Source organism: Streptomyces sp. NPDC002092, assembly GCF_053593775.1.
The window spans coordinates 52,557-69,898 of the sequence record NZ_JBSFDG010000021.1; the positions used below are offsets into that span (position 1 = coordinate 52,557).

Here is a 17,342-nt window from a genome sequence, read left to right on the forward strand (position 1 = left end):
CCAGGGCTTCACCAAGGCACGGTCAGGCGGAGTGCTCCGAGTCCGCTTTGCGGGTCTCGACCGCCGCGATCTTCCTGCGACGCCACAGGGCCACCGGCACCACCCCGGTCAGGGCGAGCGCGTTCGGGGCGACCGTCAGGGCGGCGGACGCCGAGGACTGCTCGTTCAGTCCCGGCTGGTCGAAGGTGTCCGGGATCGGGAGGGTGTCCCAGCGGGTGATGGGCCAGGCGATGACGATGGCCCGTCCGACGACCTTGCTCACCGGAACCATGCCGTTGTGCTTGTCGCTCTGGTTGTAGCGCGAGTCCCGCGAGTTCTGACGGTGGTCGCCCATGACCCAGATGTAGCCCTTGGGGACCTTCACCGTGAACTGGCCGCCCTGGTCGTCGACGCTGCACGGGGTGTTGCCCGCGTACACGAACGACGCGTCGTTGAGCGCCTTGCCGTTGACCCTGAGCGGGCCGGAGCCCTTGCAGGAGACGGTGTCGCCGCCGACGCCGATGACGCGCTTGATGAGGTCCTTCTCCTCGGCGGACGGCATCAGGCCGATCCAGCTGAGGGCCTTCTGCAGCGGGTTCGGGTTGGCCGTGGGCTCGCCCGCCAGCCAGTTGTCCGGGTCGTGGAAGACGACGACCTCGCCGCGCTCCGGCTTCGAACCGAACCAGGGGGTGAGTTTGTCGACCAGGACCCGGTCGCCCTGCTGCAGGGTGTTCTGCATCGAGTCCGAAGGGATCGAGAACGCCTGCACCAGGAACGTCTTGATCAGCAGCGCCAGCACGAGCGCGATGCCGATCAGGATGGGCAGCTCCTTCCAGAAGGAGCGTTGCTTCTTGGACTTGGGGGGTGTCCCGTCCGACCCCTGTTCCTCGGTCCGGTTCCGCTCGCCCGGCGTCCTGCCGTCGTCGGTCGCCCCGGAGTCACTCCCGGAGGTCACGGCGCTGTTCGCGGCCGGGACGGCTGCGGAAACCCCTTGGACGGGCTGTCCGCGGTGCTCCTCGCCGTCGTTTCCGGGCCGTGCGCCAACCGCCACATCCCCCACGCCAACTCCTTACTCTGTGCCGCTGCCTGCCCCAGACGCGGTGCAGGCCCACCACTCCCATAACGAGCGGGAGTTCCGCAGGGCTCGGGAGTTGGACCGTTCCGTTGAAATAGTCAGGGGCAACCCTATGCGACAGCTGCGGGGACGCGGTCGTCCCCGACACGGAGTTGGAGACCGAGGAGAAAGTTTTAGGTTCTTTCAAGGAGGTCCAGTGGCCGAAGGGCCAGGCGATGACCATCGCCCGTCCCACCACCGAGTCCTCGGAGACCGTGCCGCCGTAGGGCGTGTTCTGATGCGCGCGGGAGTCCGCGGAGTTGCCCCGGTGATCGCCCATCACCCACAGCCGCCCCTTGGGGACGGTGATGTCGAACGGCTGTGTGGAGGGGGCGTTTCCGGGATACAGATAGTCGCCCTCGGTCAGGGGAACGCCGTTGACGGTCACCCGCCCCTGCGTGTCACAGCACTTGACGTGGTCGCCGCCGACGCCGATGACCCGCTTGATGAGGTCCTTCTCGTTGTCGGACGGCAGCAGGCCGATGAAGGTGAGTCCCTCCTTGACCTGCTTGACGACGACGGGGTCGCTCTTCTTGGTGGTGGTCTGCTCGCCCGCGAGCCAGCCGCCCGGGTCCTTGAACACGACGACGTCCCCGCGCTTGGGCTTCGAGCCGAACCACGGGGTGAACTTGTCGACGAGGACACGGTCGCCGATCCGGATCGTCTGCTCCATGGAGCCGGACGGGATCACGAACGCCTGGACGAGGAACGTCTTGAGGACCAGGGCTATGAGGACCGCGACGCCGACGAGGAGGGGTATCTCCTTGACCGCGCTGCGCCTGCGCTTTCGTTTGACCTTGCGCTGCAGCTTGCGCCGCTCGGCGCGGGTGCGGCCGCCGCCCCCGGCCACCGGGCCGGAGGCGCGGCGGGAGCCGGTGGGCAGCAGCCCGTCGGCCGGGCCGCTCGCGGCACCGCGCGGTTTGCCACGGTTACCCATGCGCACCGTCCGCCGCGGGCACGCGCGCGTAGGCGCCGGGACGCTGCAGGCGGGTCCAGTGGGCGCTGGGCCAGACGATCCAGTCGGCGCGTCCGATGACGTCCGAGACGGGGATCATGCCGCCGCCGGGCGAGCCCAGGTGGTCGCGGGAGTCGCTGGAGTCGCTGCGGTGGTCGCCGAGGACGAAGAGGGTGCCGTCGGGCACGACGACGGTGAAGGGCACCGTGGAGGGGCTGTCACCGGGGTGGAGGAACGTCGACTCGTCGACCGACCGGCCGTTCACCTCGATTCTCCCCTCCTTGTCGCAGCAGACCACGTGGTCTCCCCCTACGCCCACGACGCGTTTGATGTAGTCGGCGTTCCCGAAGTACCCGGTGCCGTCGAACACGACGACATCGCCGCGCCGCGGCTCGGCACCGAAACGGTACGCCAACTTATTTACGAGAACGCGGTCGCCGATCCTCAATCCGTTTTCCATGGATCCGCTGGGAATCTGGAATGGTTGGACCACGAAAGTGTTGAGGAGCAGCAAAAACACCAGGCAGACGAGGAGCGTCAGACTGATCCGCCCACCGGGCAGCCAGTCGGCGACCCGCGACAGCAACGCGAAACGCGACCGTCCCTCCGGCCCCTCTGTGTCCGAAATCTCCCGAGAGACGTCCTCGGATTCGGAAGGGCGGGAGGAGCGGTCGCGCTCCGTGTGCTGTGCTTCGGTGTCCATCGGGGCCAGATGCTATCCGGCCCCGGTATGAACGCCTGCGCGAGCTCAGCTGTCGCGCTTCTCCTTGATCTTCGCGGCCTTGCCGCGCAGCTCGCGCAGGTAGTACAGCTTGGCGCGACGCACGTCACCGCGGGTGACGAGCTCGATCTTCTCGACGATCGGGGTGTGCACCGGGAACGTGCGCTCGACGCCGACGGAGAAGGAGACCTTGCGGACCGTGAAGGTCTCGCGGACACCGGCGCCCTGGCGGCGGATCACAACGCCCTTGAACTGCTGTACACGGGAGCGGTTGCCCTCGATGACGCGGACGTGGACGTTGACGGTGTCACCCGGGCGGAAGGCCGGGACGTCGCTGCGCAGCGACGCGCTGTCGACGGAGTCGAGCAGGTGAGACATTTCGTCTGCTTTCTTCGCCCATGCCACAGGTCATAGGCGGGAACTAGGTTTCCAGGAGGATGCTGTCCGTGCCGGGGCGGGCGTCGTGTCCCCCTGTGGCAGGGGCGCACGCCGGACGACGCACAACAGCGGTCTATTCTTCCACGCCCTCGGTCCTGCGCCAAAATCGGCCGTACGGCTCCCCCGCCGGGTCCGGGGCCCAGCCCAGGATGGAGAGCATCTCGCGGTCCTTCTTGTCGAAGGCCTTGGGGTCGCAGCGCTCGATCAGGTCGGGCCGGTTGGCCGTCGTGCGCCGCAGGGCCTCGTCGCGGCGCCAGCGGGCGATCTTGCCGTGGTGACCGCTGAGCAGCACGTCGGGGATGCCGCGGCCGCGCCACTCGGGCGGCTTGGTGTAGACGGGGCCTTCCAGGAGGTTGGCCATGGCGCCGGGGGCGAAGGAGTCGTCGCGGTGGGACTCGGCGTTGCCGAGGACGCCGGGCAGCAGCCGGGCCACGGCCTCGGTGATCACCAGCACGGCCGCTTCCCCGCCGGCGAGGACGTAGTCGCCGATGGACACCTCGCAGACCGGCATCCGGGTGGCGTACTCGTCGATCACCCGGCGGTCGATGCCCTCGTAGCGCGCGGGCGTGAAGATCAGCCAGGGGCGCTCGGAGAGTTCGACGGCGAGTTCCTGGGTGAAGGGGCGGCCGCTGGGGGTGGGCACGATCAGCGCGGGCGCGTGCGAGCCGGTCTCGTAGCCGTCGGCGAGGGCGGAGTCCAGGGCGTCGCCCCAGGGGTCGGTCTTCATGACCATGCCGGGGCCGCCGCCGTACGGGGTGTCGTCGACGGTGTTGTGGCGGTCGTAGGTCCAGTCGCGCAGATCGTGCACATGGACGTTCAGCTGTCCACGCGCGCGTGCCTTGCCGACGAGGGAGACGTTCAGGGGCTCCAGGTACTCCGGGAAGATCGTGACGACGTCGAGGCGCATCTCTTACGACTCTTCCCTGGTGGAGACGATCTCCGCCTGGTCGTCGATCAGTCCGGGCGGGGGGTCGATGACCGCCTTCTGCTCCTCGAGGTCGATCTCCGTGACGATCTCCTCGACGAAGGGGATCAGGACCTCGCTGCCGTCCGGGCGCTCCACGATGAACAGGTCCTGGGAGGGCAGGTGCGAGATCTCGGTGATACGGCCGACCTCGACGCCGTCCTTGGTGACCACGTCCAGGTCCATCAGCTGGTGGTCGTAGTACTCGTCCTCGTCCTCGGGGAGCACCTCCGGGTCCACCTCGGCGATCAGGAGGGTGTTGCGCAGCGCCTCGGCCGCGCTGCGGTCGCGGACGCCCTCGAAGCGCAGGAGCAGACGGCCGCTGTGGACGCGGCCCGTCTCGATGGTGAGCGGGCCCGCCGAGGCGGGCTCGGTGGCCAGTACGGCGCCGGGTGCGAGCCGCAGTTCGGGCTCGTCGGTACGGACCTCGACGGTGACCTCGCCCTTGATGCCGTGGGCACGGCCGATCCGTGCGACTACGAGCTGCACTTCCCAGGATCTCCTGTCGTAACGGCTGGTAACGACTACGGGCCGGGGACGGCGCAGTGGCCCTCCCCGGCCCGAGCCGGTGTTGCGTTCGGCGTCAGCGGACGTGGTCCACGTCGACGAGGTCGACGCGGACACCGCGGCCGCCGATGGCGCCCACGACGGTACGCAGAGCGCGCGCGGTGCGGCCGTTGCGGCCGATCACCTTGCCGAGGTCGTCGGGGTGGACCCGGACCTCGAGCACACGACCGCGGCGCAGGTTGCGCGAGGCGACCTGCACATCGTCAGGGTTGTCGACGATGCCCTTCACGAGGTGCTCGAGAGCCTCCTCGAGCATGCTCAGGCCTCGGTCGACGCGGACTCGGCAGCAGCCTCGTCCTTCTTCTCAGCCTTCTTCTTCTGGGTGATGGCCTCACCCTTGCCCTCGTCGTCGCCACCGAGGGCGTCGAACACCGGGCGAGTAGCCTTCGGCTCGGCCACGAGCAGCGGAGCCGGGGCGGGCAGGCCCTTGAACTTCTGCCAGTCGCCGGTCAGCTTCAGGATGGCGAGAACGGGCTCGGTCGGCTGCGCGCCGACACCCAGCCAGTACTGCGCGCGCTCCGAGTCGACCTCGATGCGCGAGGGGTTCTGCACCGGGTGGTACAGACCGATCTCCTCGATCGCACGGCCGTCACGACGGGTGCGGGAGTCGGCGACGACGATGCGGTAGTGAGGCGAACGGATCTTGCCCAGACGCTTCAGCTTGATCTTGACTGCCACGGGAGTGGGTTCTCCTGGTTTTGACGTGGTTGGGCACGGCGAGATTGCCGCGTGGGGTTGCGGTACCCGAGTGCCCGATGGACGCGTCAGCCGGAGGCGAGAGGGTTCCTGTGCGGCTGTCGAGTACAGCTAGCCATTGTGCCACACCCTGCGGGTCGCTTTTGGCCGAGGGGTGCCGAGCCGCGCCTGGGCATGGCTGAGGGGCACCCGGCGATGCAGGTGCCCTCGGGGTGGGCAGCGCTGCCCGGCGCACGGGGTGCCTCCCCCGCTCTCGACTTCGCTCGAGCGGGGGACCCCAGCGCCCACCCGTGCCGCCCCAAGCGGGACGACTGCCCGCAGACGGCGGTCGGCTCCCCGCGCGCGGCGCCCGGATTCCGGCAGCCACGAGATGCCGGTGCTCCAGGACCCGCGCTTATGCAGCTCCCACGACCTCCGGGATCCGGAACGGCTTGCCGCAGCCGCCGCAGACGATCGGCGCCTGCGCCAGCACCGACGGGACGACCCGTACGTTACGGCCGCAGTCGCACACCGCCTTCACTCGTACCCCGCCCCCGGACGAGCCGTGCCGGGCCGCCGGGCCGCGGAAGCTCTTCGGGGTGTCGGCGGAGGTGGCTGCCGTGTGGGCCTTGAGGGCGCGCTGCAGCCGCTCGATGGTCGGGCGGTAGCGGCGCTTGGCCTCGGGGTTGAGCGTGACCAGGGAGAAGCCGCTGCTGGGGTGCGGTTCCTCGGGGTGGTCCAGGCCCAGCTCCTCGGCGATCGCGAGGAATCTGCGGTTGTGGTACCGGCCGGCGCGGGACGTGTCGCGTACGCCGCGCGCGGCGGCGATGCCATGGACTGCCTCATGGAGCAGTCGCTCGAAGGAGAGCTCGTGACCGCACGCGGACGACGACTCTCCGATCAGGGACTCTGGCGCGGCAAGGTCCGGCAGCTCGGGGTGGTACCGCTGAATGTCGGCCCACGCCTCTGCCAGCTCTGCGGCGAGAACAGGTGGTGTCTGTGTCGTGCTCACGTAATGACAACGAGCGGGGCCTCGAATGTGTTCCTATTCCGGGCCATCCCAAATAATTTGCACGTACCCGTCAGTTGCCGCTGATGCGTCCCGACGAGGGCGGGTGCGCTGATCTGCGGAGAAACCTCACAGCTCGTCCCAAGCCGGTACGTAGCCCGCTCTACGACCCGGCGCGTAGACGGTGTCCACGCGCCGGTGCGGGTGTGATCCGCAGGTGCGCAAGGGGCGTTTCGGTCGCGTCCGCGGCGGAACGGCCCTGTATCAGTAAGCGCGCGCGACGACCGCGACGTTACCGGGCGCGTCCTCGGCCTCTGGCACCGACCCGTCCGCAGCGACCAGACACCGTACGGTCACCGCGTGCTCGGCCAGCCTGGCCTCGCCTTCTTCGCCGAGATCCGCCCAGGGGATGCGCGCCCAGCCGCCGGCGCCGACCGCCTCGACGGCTTCCTCGACCGTCGACACCTCGGCCGTACGGGACTCACGGCGCTCGCGGGACTGGGCGAGCAGGAGCGCCTGGTCCTCCTCGAGGATCGCGGGCAGGAGCCGCACGAGGGATTCGACCGGCATCGGCTCCTTGCCGCCGGGGATGCGGCGGGCCACGATCGCCGTGCCGCTTTCCAGGTCACGGGGCCCGACCTCGATGCGTACGGGCACGCCCTTCAGCTCCCAGTCGACGGCCCGGCGCCCGAACGGGGTGTCGGTGCGGTCGTCGACGTGGACGCGCAGGCCCGCCGCCCGCAACCGGTCACCGAGTTCACGGACCTTGGCCAAAACCGCCTCCTCGCCCTTGATCGCGAGGACGACGACCTGGATCTGCGCGAGCCGCGGCGGGACCCTCAGGCCGTTGTCATCTCCGTGAGTCATCACCAGGGCGCCGATCATGCGGGTGGTGGAGCCCCAGGAGGTCTGCCAGACGAGTTCCTGCCTGCCCTCCCTGGACAGGTACCGGGTGTTGAAGGCCTTGGCGAAGTTCTGGCCCAGTTCGTGGCTGGTGACCATCTGGAGGGCCTTGCCGTCGCCCATCATGCTTTCGAGCGTGAGCGTGTTGACGGCGCCGGCGAAGCGCTCCTTGGCCGTCTTGCGGCCGGAGACGAAGTCCGTCGCGAGGACCTCGGTCAGGAAGTCGCCGTAGACGTGCTGCTGGATGTGCGCGGCGAAGTCGCGCGCCTCCTCGTACGTGGCGTGCGCGGTGTGGCCCTCCTGCCACAGGAACTCGGTCGTACGCAGGAAGAGACGGGGCCGCAGTTCCCAACGGACCACGTTGGCCCACTGGTTGATCTGCAGGGGCAGGTCGCGATAGCTCTGCACCCACTTCGAGAAGTAGTCGTTGATGATCATCTCGGAGGTGGGGCGGACGACCGCGGGCTCCTCCAGCTCCTTGCCGCCGCCATGGGTGACCACGGCCAGTTCGGGCGCGAAGCCCTCGACGTGGTCGGCCTCCCTGGCGAAGTACGACTGCGGGATCAGCAGTGGGAAGTACGCGTTCTGGGTGCCCGTCTCCTTGATCCGGGCGTCCATCTCGGCCTGCATCCGCTCCCACAGCCCGTACCCGTACGGTCGGATCACCATGGTGCCGCGCACCGGGCCGTTGTCGGCCAGTTCGGCCTTGTTGATCAGATCCTGGTACCAGCGCGGGAAGTCGTCCGCGCGCGGGGTGAGAACGGGAGCCTTTGCCATGGGCGCGATGGTAGGGGCCCACGTTGCCGGGACGTGAATTCTTTTCGCCTGCATATGCAACCCACAAGCCGGGCCCCACTACCCCTGGACGAGCGGTCGAGTGCGGAGTTATCTGGCATACGGGGGAATGCGAGCGCACGTCACGGGGGCCATGGAATCGGGTACAGGGGCAACTCTCGTCGGATTGGGGCGCTTTACATGACACCTACGCTCGTGCGGCAGCACCCGTCCCCTACGGGCCAGGCGCCCCGTGTGGACCTGTGTGCACGCGCGCGTGACTGGTCCGAGATCCAGGAGCGGATGCTGGTCCCGCTCTACGAGGCCGTCTACGAGCGACTGGAAGTGGGCCCCGGCACACGGTTGTTGGGCCTCGGCTGCGGCAGCGGGCTGGCGCTTTTGCTGGCGGCCTCCAGAGGCGCGGCGGTCACCGGTGTCGACCACTCCTCCCCCGAACGACTGGCTCTCGCGCGGGAGCGGCTGCTCCCGGACGGGTGGGGCACGCGCGCGCGTGCAGGCACCCGGATCGTCGAGGGCTCGCCCGGAGACGTCGTGGCCGCGGGCGACGCGGAGACGCCCGCGTTCACCCTGGTGACGGCTTTCGAGCCGATCGGGTGTCTGGCGGGCGACTCGGAGGGGCTCGGCGGGCTGCTGCAGGCAGCGACACCGCTCGCCGGGCACGGGGCGCCCGTGGTGCTCGCCGGCTGGGGTCCGCCGGAACGTTGCACCACCTCGTCCGTGCTGCGGGTGGCCACCAGGCTGGCGGATCCGCTGCGCAGCGCTGGCAGTTGGCGCCCCGCCCTCCGCGACGACCTGGAGGAGGTCGCGCAGCGGGCGGGCCTGAAGCCGGACGGCTCCGGGCGGGTCGCCTGCCCGTTCGGGTACGCGGGCGTGGACAGCGCGGTACGGGGCCTGCTGTCGACGGGCCTGTTCGACGCGGCGATCTCGGCGACGGACCAGGCGCAGGTGGACAAGGAACTGGCGGAGGCCCTGCACCCGTATCGGCGCCGGGACGGGACGGTGTGGATGCCGAACGTGTTCCGCTACCTGATCGCCCGTACCCCCTAGGCCCCGCGCACCTCAGGAACCGTCGACCTTCGCCAGCCGGGTGATCCCCGCGATCCGGTAGGCGTCCGCCTCCTCCAGGGTCTCCCGCTCCAGCAGGGCCTGGGCGAGGGCGTTCAGTTGGCCACGGTGGTCGGTCAGCTTGCGGCACGCCTCCTCGTAGCACTCGTCGACGATCCGGCGCATCTCGGCGTCGATCACGTCGAGGGTCTGCGGGGCGGCGGACAGGCCGTACGCCTGCTGGGCGTCGCTGGGCAGGGCCGACAGGCGGCCGACGCGTTCGCTCATGCCCCAGCGGGCGACCATGCCGCGGGCGATGCCGGTGACCTGCTCCAGGTCGTTCTCCGCACCGGTGGTGACGACCCCGTAGACGACCTGTTCCGCCGCCATGCCGCCGAGCGCGCCGATGATCCGGCCGCGCAGGTACTCCTCGGTGTACGCGTACTTGTCGGACTCCGGTGTGGAGAGCGTGACGCCGAGGGCCCGGCCGCGCGGGACGATGGTGATCTTGCGGACGGGGTCGGCGCCGGGCTGGAGCATGCCGAGCAGGGCGTGGCCGCTCTCGTGGTAGGCGGTGCGGCGGCGCTCCTCCTCGGGCATCACCAGGGGCCGTTCGGCGCCCAGTTGGACCTTCTCCAGGGCCTCGGAGAGGTCGGTCTGCGTGACCCGCTCCTGTTTGCGCTTGACGGCGAGCAGGGCGGCCTCGTTGGCGAGGTTGGCCAGTTCGGCGCCGGTCATCCCCGGGGTCGTACGTGCGACCTGGCCGAGGTCGACGTCCTTCGCGAGGGGGATCTCGCGGGTGTGGATCTGCAGGATGGCCTCGCGGCCGCCGCGGTCCGGGGGCGAGACCATGACCACCCGGTCGAAGCGGCCGGGGCGGGTGAGCGCCGGGTCCAGGACGTCGGCGCGGTTGGTGGCGGCGATGACGATGACGCCCTCCGAGCCGGAGAAGCCGTCCATCTCGGTGAGGATCTGGTTCAGCGTCTGTTCGCGTTCGTCGTGGCCGCCCATGCCGGAGCCGCCGCCGCGGGCCCGCCCGATGGTGTCGATCTCGTCGATGAAGATGATCGACGGGGCCACCTTGCGGGCCTCCGCGAACAGTTCACGCACACGTGAGGCGCCGACGCCGACGATCATCTCGATGAACTCGGAGGCCGACGCCGAGAAGAACGGCACGCCCGCCTCACCGGCGACGGCACGCGCGAGCAGGGTCTTTCCGGTGCCGGGCGGGCCCGCGAGCAGCACGCCCCGGGGCATCTTCGCGCCCATCCTGCGGTAGGCGTCCGGGTTCTTCAGGAAGTCGACGACATCGTTGAGCTCGCCCTCGACCTCGTCGATGCCCGCCACGTCCTCGAAGGTCGTGCGCTGGGCGCCCGGCTGCAGTTCGACCGGCTTGGGCGGCGCCTTGCGGCCGAGCATCCCGCCCGCGCCGCCGAGTCCCGTGTTCATCCGCCGCGCGACGAAGACCCATACGGCGATCAGCAGCAGCATCGGGGCCAGCGAGATCAGCAGATTGGCCAGAAAGCTGCGGTGCTGGACGACCGGTTCCGCCGTGACGGTGACGTTGTGCTTGGTCAGGTCGTCCCAGATCCTGTCGCTGGCGAACGTCGGCCGCTCGGTGCTGAACTTGGTGTACTTGCCGCCGCCGTGCGGGCTCTTCTGCCCCTTCTTGAGCTGGCCCTGGATCGCATTGCCCTTGGCGTAGATCTTGCTGACGTTGCCCGCGCCGACCTGCTTGCTGAACTCGGTGTACGAAATCGTCGGCTCGTTGCCCTCGTTGAAGAACGACAGGATCAGATTCGCGATCAGATACACGACCAGCGCGGTCAGGATCAGGCTCCACCAGCCGCCGCGCATCTTCCGCCCGCCCGGCGGCCTCGGCGGCTCCTCGGGAGTGCCCTCGGTACGCCAGGGCTGGTCGGGCGACTTGCGCGGCGGGGCGGGGTTGGTCATAAGCGGACGTTACGACAACACCCCGCCCCTGGCACGCGCACAGGGTGAACTCAGCCCATGAACTTCTTGAACTCGTCCGGGAGCTCGAAGTCCTGCGGCGCCTGCTGACCCGGCACTCCGAAGGCGTTGCCGCCCTCAGCGGCGGCGGCCCGGCGGGCGGCCTCCTCCTGCTCCTGCTGCTTGCGCTTCATCGGGTTGCCCGACCGCTGCTTGCCCTTGGCCTTCTTGGGCTGCTTCCTGGTGCGGCCGGGACCGCCACCCATGCCCGGCATCCCGGGCATGCCCGGCATGCCGCCGCCCTGGGCCATGCGGGACATCATCTTGCGGGCCTCGAAGAACCGCTCGACGAGGTTCTTGACCGCGCTGACCTCGACGCCGGAACCCTTGGCGATACGGGCGCGGCGCGAGCCGTTGATGATCGTCGGTTCCTGGCGCTCGGCCGGGGTCATCGACTTGATGATCGCGGCCGTGCGGTCGACGTCCCGCTCGTCGATGTTGTTGATCTGTTCCTTGATCTGGCCCATGCCGGGCATCATGCCGAGCAGCTTGGAGATGCTGCCCATCTTCCTGACCTGCTCCATCTGGGCCAGGAAGTCGTCCAGGGTGAAGTCCTGGCCCTTCTTGGAGGCGAGCTTGGAGGCCATCTTGGCGGCCTCTTCCTCGCTGAACTCCTTCTGCGCGATCTCGAACAGGGTGGCCAGGTCACCCATGTCGAGGATGCGGGAGGCCATCCGGTCCGGGTGGAAGACGTCGAAGTCGTCCAGCTTCTCGCCGTTCGAGGCGAACATGATCGGCTTGCCGGTGACCGAGGCGATCGACAGGGCCGCACCACCGCGGGCGTCACCGTCGAGCTTGGAGAGGACCACGCCGTCGAAGCCGACACCGTCGCGGAAGGCCTCCGCCGTGTTCACGGCGTCCTGGCCGATCATCGCGTCGACGACGAAGAGGATCTCGTCCGGCGAGACCGCGTCCCGGATGTCCGCGGCCTGCTGCATCATCTCCTGGTCGATGCCGAGGCGGCCGGCGGTGTCCACGATGACGATGTCGTGGACCTTGGTCTTCGCGTGCTGGATCGAGTCCTTGGCGACCTGGACGGGGTCGCCCACGCCATTGCCCGGTTCCGGGGCGAAGACGGCCACGCCGGCCCGCTCGGCGACGACGCTCAGCTGGGTCACCGCGTTCGGGCGCTGGAGGTCGGCGGCGACCAGGAGCGGCGAGTGGCCCTCTTCCTTGAGGTGCTTGGCGAGCTTGCCCGCGAGGGTGGTCTTACCGGCACCCTGCAGACCCGCGAGCATGATCACGGTCGGCGGCTGCTTGGCGAACCGCAGGCGGCGGGTCTGGCCGCCCAGGACGGTGACCAGCTCTTCATTGACGATGTCGAGGACCCGCTTGGCGGGGTACTGCGTAGCGGAGACCTCGGGGCCGAGGGCGCGCTCCTTGACGTTCTTGATGAACGCGCGGACGACGGGCAGGGCCACGTCCGCTTCGAGCAGCGCGATACGGATCTCGCGCGCGGTGGCGTCGATGTCCGCCTCGCTCAGACGCCCCTTGCCGCGCAGATTCTTGAAGGTCGCTGAGAGGCGATCGGAGAGAGTGTCGAACACGGCGGCGTCGGTCCTCGGAGTCGGGGGCAGTGTGAGCGTCTTCCAGGATATCGGGCCGCGCAAGACAATCGTCGCCGCCCGCTCCTACAGTGCGGTCACCCCCGCAAGGTCTCCTCCAGCTTCCGCGCCACGGCCGAGGCCTCGTCGCCCGGCAGGGGCGCGCCCTCCGGCCCGGTCACGTAGAAGGCGTCCACGGCGTTCGCGCCCAGCGTGGAGACGTGCGCGCTGCGCACCCGTACGCTCGCGTCCTCCAGCGCCCGCCCGATGCGGAACAGCAGGCCGGGGGCGTCCTGGGCCCGCACCTCGATCACCGTGGCCAGCCGGGACGCGGCCGAGGCGACCGTCACGCGCGCCGGCGGCGCCACGACACCCCGGCGGCGCGGATACGCGGCGTCGCGCTCGGCAAGGCGCCCGGCGATGTCCAGGGACCCGTCCAGGGCCCGTACGAGATCGGCCCGCAGCCGGGCCGCCTGGGGCAGCGAGCCGTACTCGGCGGCGACCCGCCAGTCCAGCAGCAGGACCGAGCCCTCGACGCCGTCCGGCAGGTCCAGGGTGCGCAGCTCGGCGGTGCGTACGGTCAGCCGGTGCATGGCGAGGACACCGGCCACGGCGGGCAGCACGCCTTCCTGGTCCGGTACGGCGATGAGCAGTTCGACGCCGAGCGGCTCCGGGTGGCCGGAGGGCTGTTCCTCCGCCGGCGGCTCGGTCTGGGCGCGCAGGGACAGCACCGGGCTGCCGGTGGCGACCGCCTCGATGGCGAGCCGTTCCTGCTCGGCGGTGGGCGCGGCGGCCTCGGGCTCGTCGAGGACGTCCCCGGCGAGGACTGCGGCGACCCGCTTGACCAGGTCGGCGACGAGCGAAGCGCGCCAGGACGACCAGGCGGCCGGTCCGGTGGCCAGGGCGTCCGCCTCGGTCAGCGCGTGCAGCAGCTCCAGGGTGTGCTGCGAGCCGACCGCCTCCGCGACCGAGCGGACCGTTGCCGGGTCCTCCAGGTCGCGGCGGGTGGCCGTGTCGACCAGCAGCAGATGGTGGCGTACGAGGGCGGAGAGCACGGCCACGTCGTCGCGGTCGAAGCCGATACGGGCGGCGACGTCCTTGGCGATGATCTCGCCGGCCACCGAGTGGTCGCCGGGCCAGCCCTTGCCGATGTCGTGCAGCAGCGCGGCGACCAGCAGCAGGTCGGGGCGGTGCACGCGGCGGGTGAACTCGGAGGCGCGGACGGCGGTCTCGATCAGGTGCCGGTCGACGGTCCAGATGTGCACGGCGTTGCGCTGCGGGCGGCAGCGCACCCGCTCCCAGTCCGGAAGCAGCCGCGTGATCAGGCCTTCCGCCTCCAGCGCCTCCCAGACGTCGATGGTGGGGTGCCCGGAGCCGAGCAGGGTGACCAGTTGTTCGCGGGCCTCGGCGGGCCAGGGCGTGGGCAGCGGGCGCACGGTCGCCGCCAGGCGCCGTACGGCGTGCAGGGAGAGCGGAAGCCCGGCCTGTGCGGCGGCGGCCGCGGCGCGCAGCGGGAGGACGGGGTCGCGCTCGGGGCGCGCGGCCCGGGCGAGCACCACCTCGCCGTCCTGCTCGACCACGCCCTCGGCGAGCGGGGAGCGCTCGGGGACGGGCTTTCCGCCGCCGAGCATGGCGCGCAGCCGCGGCCGTACGGCGCGCGAACGCAGCACACGCGCCACTTCACGCCAGGTGACGTCACTGGCGTACGAGATGACCCGCGCCGCCTCGTACACCTGCCGCAGCAGTGTGTCGGCGTCGAGCAGTCCGAGTTCGGCGGCGACCTGGTCCTGCTCCTGGAGCGCGAGCCGGTCGGTCGCACGTCCGGTCGTCAGGTGCAGGGCGTCGCGTACGTCGAGCAGCCGGCGCCGGGCGTCGTCGAGGCCCTCGCGGGGGGCGTCGGCCAGCCAGGAGGCGGCGACCGCCCGCAGGGTGGTGGCGTCGCGCAGACCGCCGCGGGCCTCCTTCAGGTCCGGCTCCAGCAGGTACTGCAGCTCGCCCTGGCGTTCGGCGCGCTCGGCGCACAGTTCCTGGAGTTCGGGGAGACGTTTCGGCGCCTGGTTGCGCCAGTCGGCGAGGACGGCCGTCCGCAGACCGGCCGTCAGGCCCAGGTCGCCGGCGATGTGGCGGGCGTCCAGCAGGCCGAGCTGGACCTTCAGGTCCTCCCCGGCCGTCTTGCGGGCCTCGGCGGGGGTGCGGACCGAGTGGTCGAGGGCGAGGCCGAGGTCCCACACGGGGTACCAGATGCGGTCGGCCAGGGCGGCGACCGCCTTGGGGTCGCTGCCGTCGTGGAGGAGGAGCAGATCCAGGTCGCTGCGGGGGGAGAGCTCACCGCGGCCGTAGCCGCCGACGGCGACCAGGGAGACCCCGCGCAGTCCCTCGGCGCCCGCGGCGAACAGTCCCGTCAGCCAGTCGTCCGTCAGCTCGGACAGGGCTGTACGGCGCGGCGGCCCGGACCGCGCCCCCTCGGTGAGGAGGTGCAGCCGGGCCGCCGCGTAGCCGCTGGGTCCCGAGTCTTCCGCTTCCTTGTGCACGTCCGTGCTCGACACCCAGCAGCTCCTGTCCTTCTTCTTCGGTTAGAGCGCGTCCGGGCCGCGCTCGCCGGTCCGGACCCGTACGGCCGTCTCGACCGGAAGGGACCAGACCTTGCCGTCACCGATCTTGCCGGTTCGGGCCGCCTTGACGATGACGTCGATCAGCTGCTCGGCGTCATCGTCCTCGGCCAGTACCTCGATACGGATCTTGGGAACCAGGTCGACGGTGTACTCGGCACCGCGGTAGACCTCGGTGTGGCCCCGCTGACGACCGTAACCGCTCGCCTCGGTGACCGTCAGGCCATGGACTCCGAAGGCCTGCAGGGCCTCCTTGATCTCGTCGAGCCGGTGGGGCTTCACGACGGCGGTGATGAGCTTCATGCGTCCACCTTCTTGCTCTCCGTGGCGGCCAGGACCGAAGCGGCGGATCCGGCGATACCGCCACCCGCGCCGCTGAAGTCGTATGCGGTCTCGGCGTGCTCGGCCTGGTCGATACCGGCGACCTCCTCGTCCTCGGTGACCCGCATGCCGATGGTCTTGTCGAGGAGGAAGGCGAGGACCGCGGAGGCGATCAGGGAGTAGGCGAGGACCGCGCCGACACCGGCGCACTGCTTCCACAGCTGGGTGAAGGAGTGGTCGCCGTAGAAGACGCCCGTCGCGGTCGACTGGCCCTTGCCGGTGGCGAAGAAGCCGATGAGCAGGGAGCCGATGATGCCGCCGACCATGTGGACGCCGACCACGTCGAGGGAGTCGTCGTAGCCGAACTTGTACTTCAGGCCCACGGCCGCGGCGCAGGCGACACCGGCGATGGCGCCGACGGCGATCGCGCCGAGCGGGGAGACCGCACCACCGGACGGAGTGATCGCGACCAGACCGGCGACGGCGCCGGAGGCGGCACCCAGCGTGGTGAACGCGCCGTGGCGGATCTTCTCGTAGGCGAGCCAGGCCAGCATGGCGGCACCGGTGGCGACCTGCGTGTTGACGAACATCAGCGCGCCGACGCCGTCGTCGTTGCCGAGCCACGAGCCGGCGTTGAACCCGAACCAGCCGAACCACAGCAGACCGGCGCCGAGCATGACCAGCGGGAGGCTGTGCGGGCGCATCGGGTCCTTCTTGAAGCCGACGCGCTTGCCGATGACGAGGATGACGCCGAGAGCGCCCGCACCGGCGTTGATGTGGACCGCGGTACCACCGGCGAAGTCGATCACACCGAGCTTGAAGGCCCAGCCGTCGGCACCCCAGACCCAGTGGGCGACCGGGACGTAGACGATCGTCAGCCACAGGGCGACGAACAGCGCCCAGGCCGAGAACTTGACGCGGTCCGCGAGGGCGCCGCTTATCAGCGCCGGAGTGATGATGGCGAACATCATCTGGAAGACCATGAAGACGAAGATCGGGATGGTGTAGCCGGGCCACAGCTCCGTCAGACCGATCTTGCGCAGGCCGAACCAGTCGGAGTCCCAGCCGATGAGGCTGTTGTTCGTGCCGAAGGCGAGGGAGAAGCCGTAGAGCACCCACAGAATGGTGACGATGCCCATGCTGATGAAGCTCATCATCAGCATGTTGAGAGTGCTCTTGACCCGGACCATGCCTCCGTAGAAGAAGGCCAGGCCCGGCGTCATGATCAGTACCAGAGCGGATGCAATAAGCATGAAGCCTGTGTTCGCGGAGGACAGCTTGGGTGCCTCCGCGGCAAGCGTGATGGCGGCTGGTGCCATCGGCGTCTCCTCGTCATTGGTACGGCCCCGTGCGGGCAGAGCCTTGAGCGGTCAAGAGGGGTGGGCCGGTTATGCGCCATGAGATTGGCGCAGCGCGGTTTCGTTGGAAGCCCCTCGTTGTTTCGCCGCCGTGACAAGGACGCCCCGCGTGTTACGCCTGGATGAACTGCCGGATTATGGGCGCGCGGATCGTTATCTTGGCGCAACCTGCGATGGCGGCCACCGCAACCATCAATTGAGGAACCCCTACGGCGACCAGCCACATCCGCGAGAGCGGCGCCGGTTCAGGCGCAAAATTAGCAAAAACCGGCCACGGGCGGCCTTCCGATGACCTGGCATGGGGGGAGCCGAGTCGGGCAGTTCGGGAGGGCCGGC

The 17,342-nt window shown here is 69.9% G+C and carries 16 protein-coding genes; 1 reads left to right on the forward strand and 15 read right to left on the reverse strand.

The window, feature by feature from the left end:
• Positions 1–22 precede the first annotated feature (22 nt).
• From lepB (ACWCRD_RS37315) to proS, 10 genes are all read right to left on the reverse strand, one after another.
• A complete protein-coding gene (gene lepB / locus ACWCRD_RS37315) occupies positions 23–1,030 on the reverse strand; it encodes a signal peptidase I (protein ID WP_450970141.1) in 1,008 nt (335 codons plus the stop codon).
• A complete protein-coding gene (lepB, locus tag ACWCRD_RS37320; protein ID WP_450970142.1) occupies positions 918–2,030 on the reverse strand; it encodes a signal peptidase I in 1,113 nt (370 codons plus the stop codon). The genes lepB (ACWCRD_RS37315) and lepB (ACWCRD_RS37320) overlap by 113 nt, the downstream gene beginning before the upstream one ends.
• Entirely contained in the window at positions 2,023–2,751 is a 729-nt protein-coding gene (lepB, locus tag ACWCRD_RS37325) for a signal peptidase I (RefSeq protein ID WP_450970143.1), read from the reverse strand. The genes lepB (ACWCRD_RS37320) and lepB (ACWCRD_RS37325) overlap by 8 nt, the downstream gene beginning before the upstream one ends.
• 45 nt (positions 2,752–2,796) lie before the next feature.
• Positions 2,797–3,147 (reverse strand): 50S ribosomal protein L19, encoded by a 351-nt coding sequence (gene rplS, locus ACWCRD_RS37330; protein WP_030866123.1) that lies wholly within the window; start codon positions 3,145–3,147, stop codon positions 2,797–2,799.
• Positions 3,148–3,280: 133 nt separating this feature from the next.
• Entirely contained in the window at positions 3,281–4,114 is an 834-nt protein-coding gene (gene trmD / locus ACWCRD_RS37335) for a tRNA (guanosine(37)-N1)-methyltransferase TrmD (RefSeq protein ID WP_450970144.1), read from the reverse strand.
• Between the two features lie 3 nt (positions 4,115–4,117).
• Entirely contained in the window at positions 4,118–4,660 is a 543-nt protein-coding gene (gene rimM / locus ACWCRD_RS37340; RefSeq protein WP_450970145.1) for a ribosome maturation factor RimM, read from the reverse strand.
• A gap of 94 nt (positions 4,661–4,754) precedes the next feature.
• Positions 4,755–4,994: an RNA-binding protein gene (locus ACWCRD_RS37345; RefSeq protein ID WP_003973401.1), complete on the reverse strand. Its 240-nt coding sequence runs from the start codon at positions 4,992–4,994 to the stop codon at positions 4,755–4,757.
• A 2-nt stretch (positions 4,995–4,996) separates the two neighbouring features.
• Positions 4,997–5,416 carry a 30S ribosomal protein S16 gene (gene rpsP / locus ACWCRD_RS37350; protein WP_450970146.1) on the reverse strand — a complete coding sequence of 140 codons (420 nt, stop codon included), beginning with the start codon at positions 5,414–5,416 and terminating at the stop codon, positions 4,997–4,999.
• 412 nt (positions 5,417–5,828) lie between these two features.
• Positions 5,829–6,425: a hypothetical protein gene (locus ACWCRD_RS37355; RefSeq protein WP_030943152.1), complete on the reverse strand. Its 597-nt coding sequence runs from the start codon at positions 6,423–6,425 to the stop codon at positions 5,829–5,831.
• 261 nt (positions 6,426–6,686) lie between these two features.
• Positions 6,687–8,102, reverse strand: coding sequence for a proline--tRNA ligase (gene proS, locus ACWCRD_RS37360; RefSeq protein WP_450970147.1), 1,416 nt, complete (start codon positions 8,100–8,102; stop codon positions 6,687–6,689).
• 198 nt (positions 8,103–8,300) lie between these two features.
• Between proS and ACWCRD_RS37365 the strand changes: the two genes are divergently transcribed.
• Entirely contained in the window at positions 8,301–9,167 is an 867-nt protein-coding gene (locus tag ACWCRD_RS37365; RefSeq protein WP_450970148.1) for an SAM-dependent methyltransferase, read from the forward strand.
• A 12-nt stretch (positions 9,168–9,179) separates the two neighbouring features.
• On the opposite strand, the gene ftsH is transcribed toward ACWCRD_RS37365, so the two are convergent.
• From ftsH to ACWCRD_RS37390, 5 genes are all read right to left on the reverse strand, one after another.
• Entirely contained in the window at positions 9,180–11,117 is a 1,938-nt protein-coding gene (gene ftsH / locus ACWCRD_RS37370) for an ATP-dependent zinc metalloprotease FtsH (protein WP_450970149.1), read from the reverse strand.
• Positions 11,118–11,167: 50 nt separating this feature from the next.
• Positions 11,168–12,721 carry a signal recognition particle protein gene (gene ffh / locus ACWCRD_RS37375; protein WP_450970150.1) on the reverse strand — a complete coding sequence of 518 codons (1,554 nt, stop codon included), beginning with the start codon at positions 12,719–12,721 and terminating at the stop codon, positions 11,168–11,170.
• Positions 12,722–12,816: 95 nt separating this feature from the next.
• A complete protein-coding gene (locus ACWCRD_RS37380; RefSeq protein WP_450970151.1) occupies positions 12,817–15,264 on the reverse strand; it encodes a [protein-PII] uridylyltransferase in 2,448 nt (815 codons plus the stop codon).
• A 27-nt stretch (positions 15,265–15,291) separates the two neighbouring features.
• The gene (locus ACWCRD_RS37385) at positions 15,292–15,630 is read right to left on the reverse strand and encodes a P-II family nitrogen regulator (RefSeq protein WP_003997576.1); all 339 of its coding nucleotides are present in this window, start codon (positions 15,628–15,630) and stop codon (positions 15,292–15,294) included.
• Positions 15,627–16,967, reverse strand: coding sequence for an ammonium transporter (locus ACWCRD_RS37390; RefSeq protein ID WP_450970152.1), 1,341 nt, complete (start codon positions 16,965–16,967; stop codon positions 15,627–15,629). The genes ACWCRD_RS37385 and ACWCRD_RS37390 overlap by 4 nt, the downstream gene beginning before the upstream one ends.
• Between the last annotated feature and the right edge of the window lie 375 nt (positions 16,968–17,342).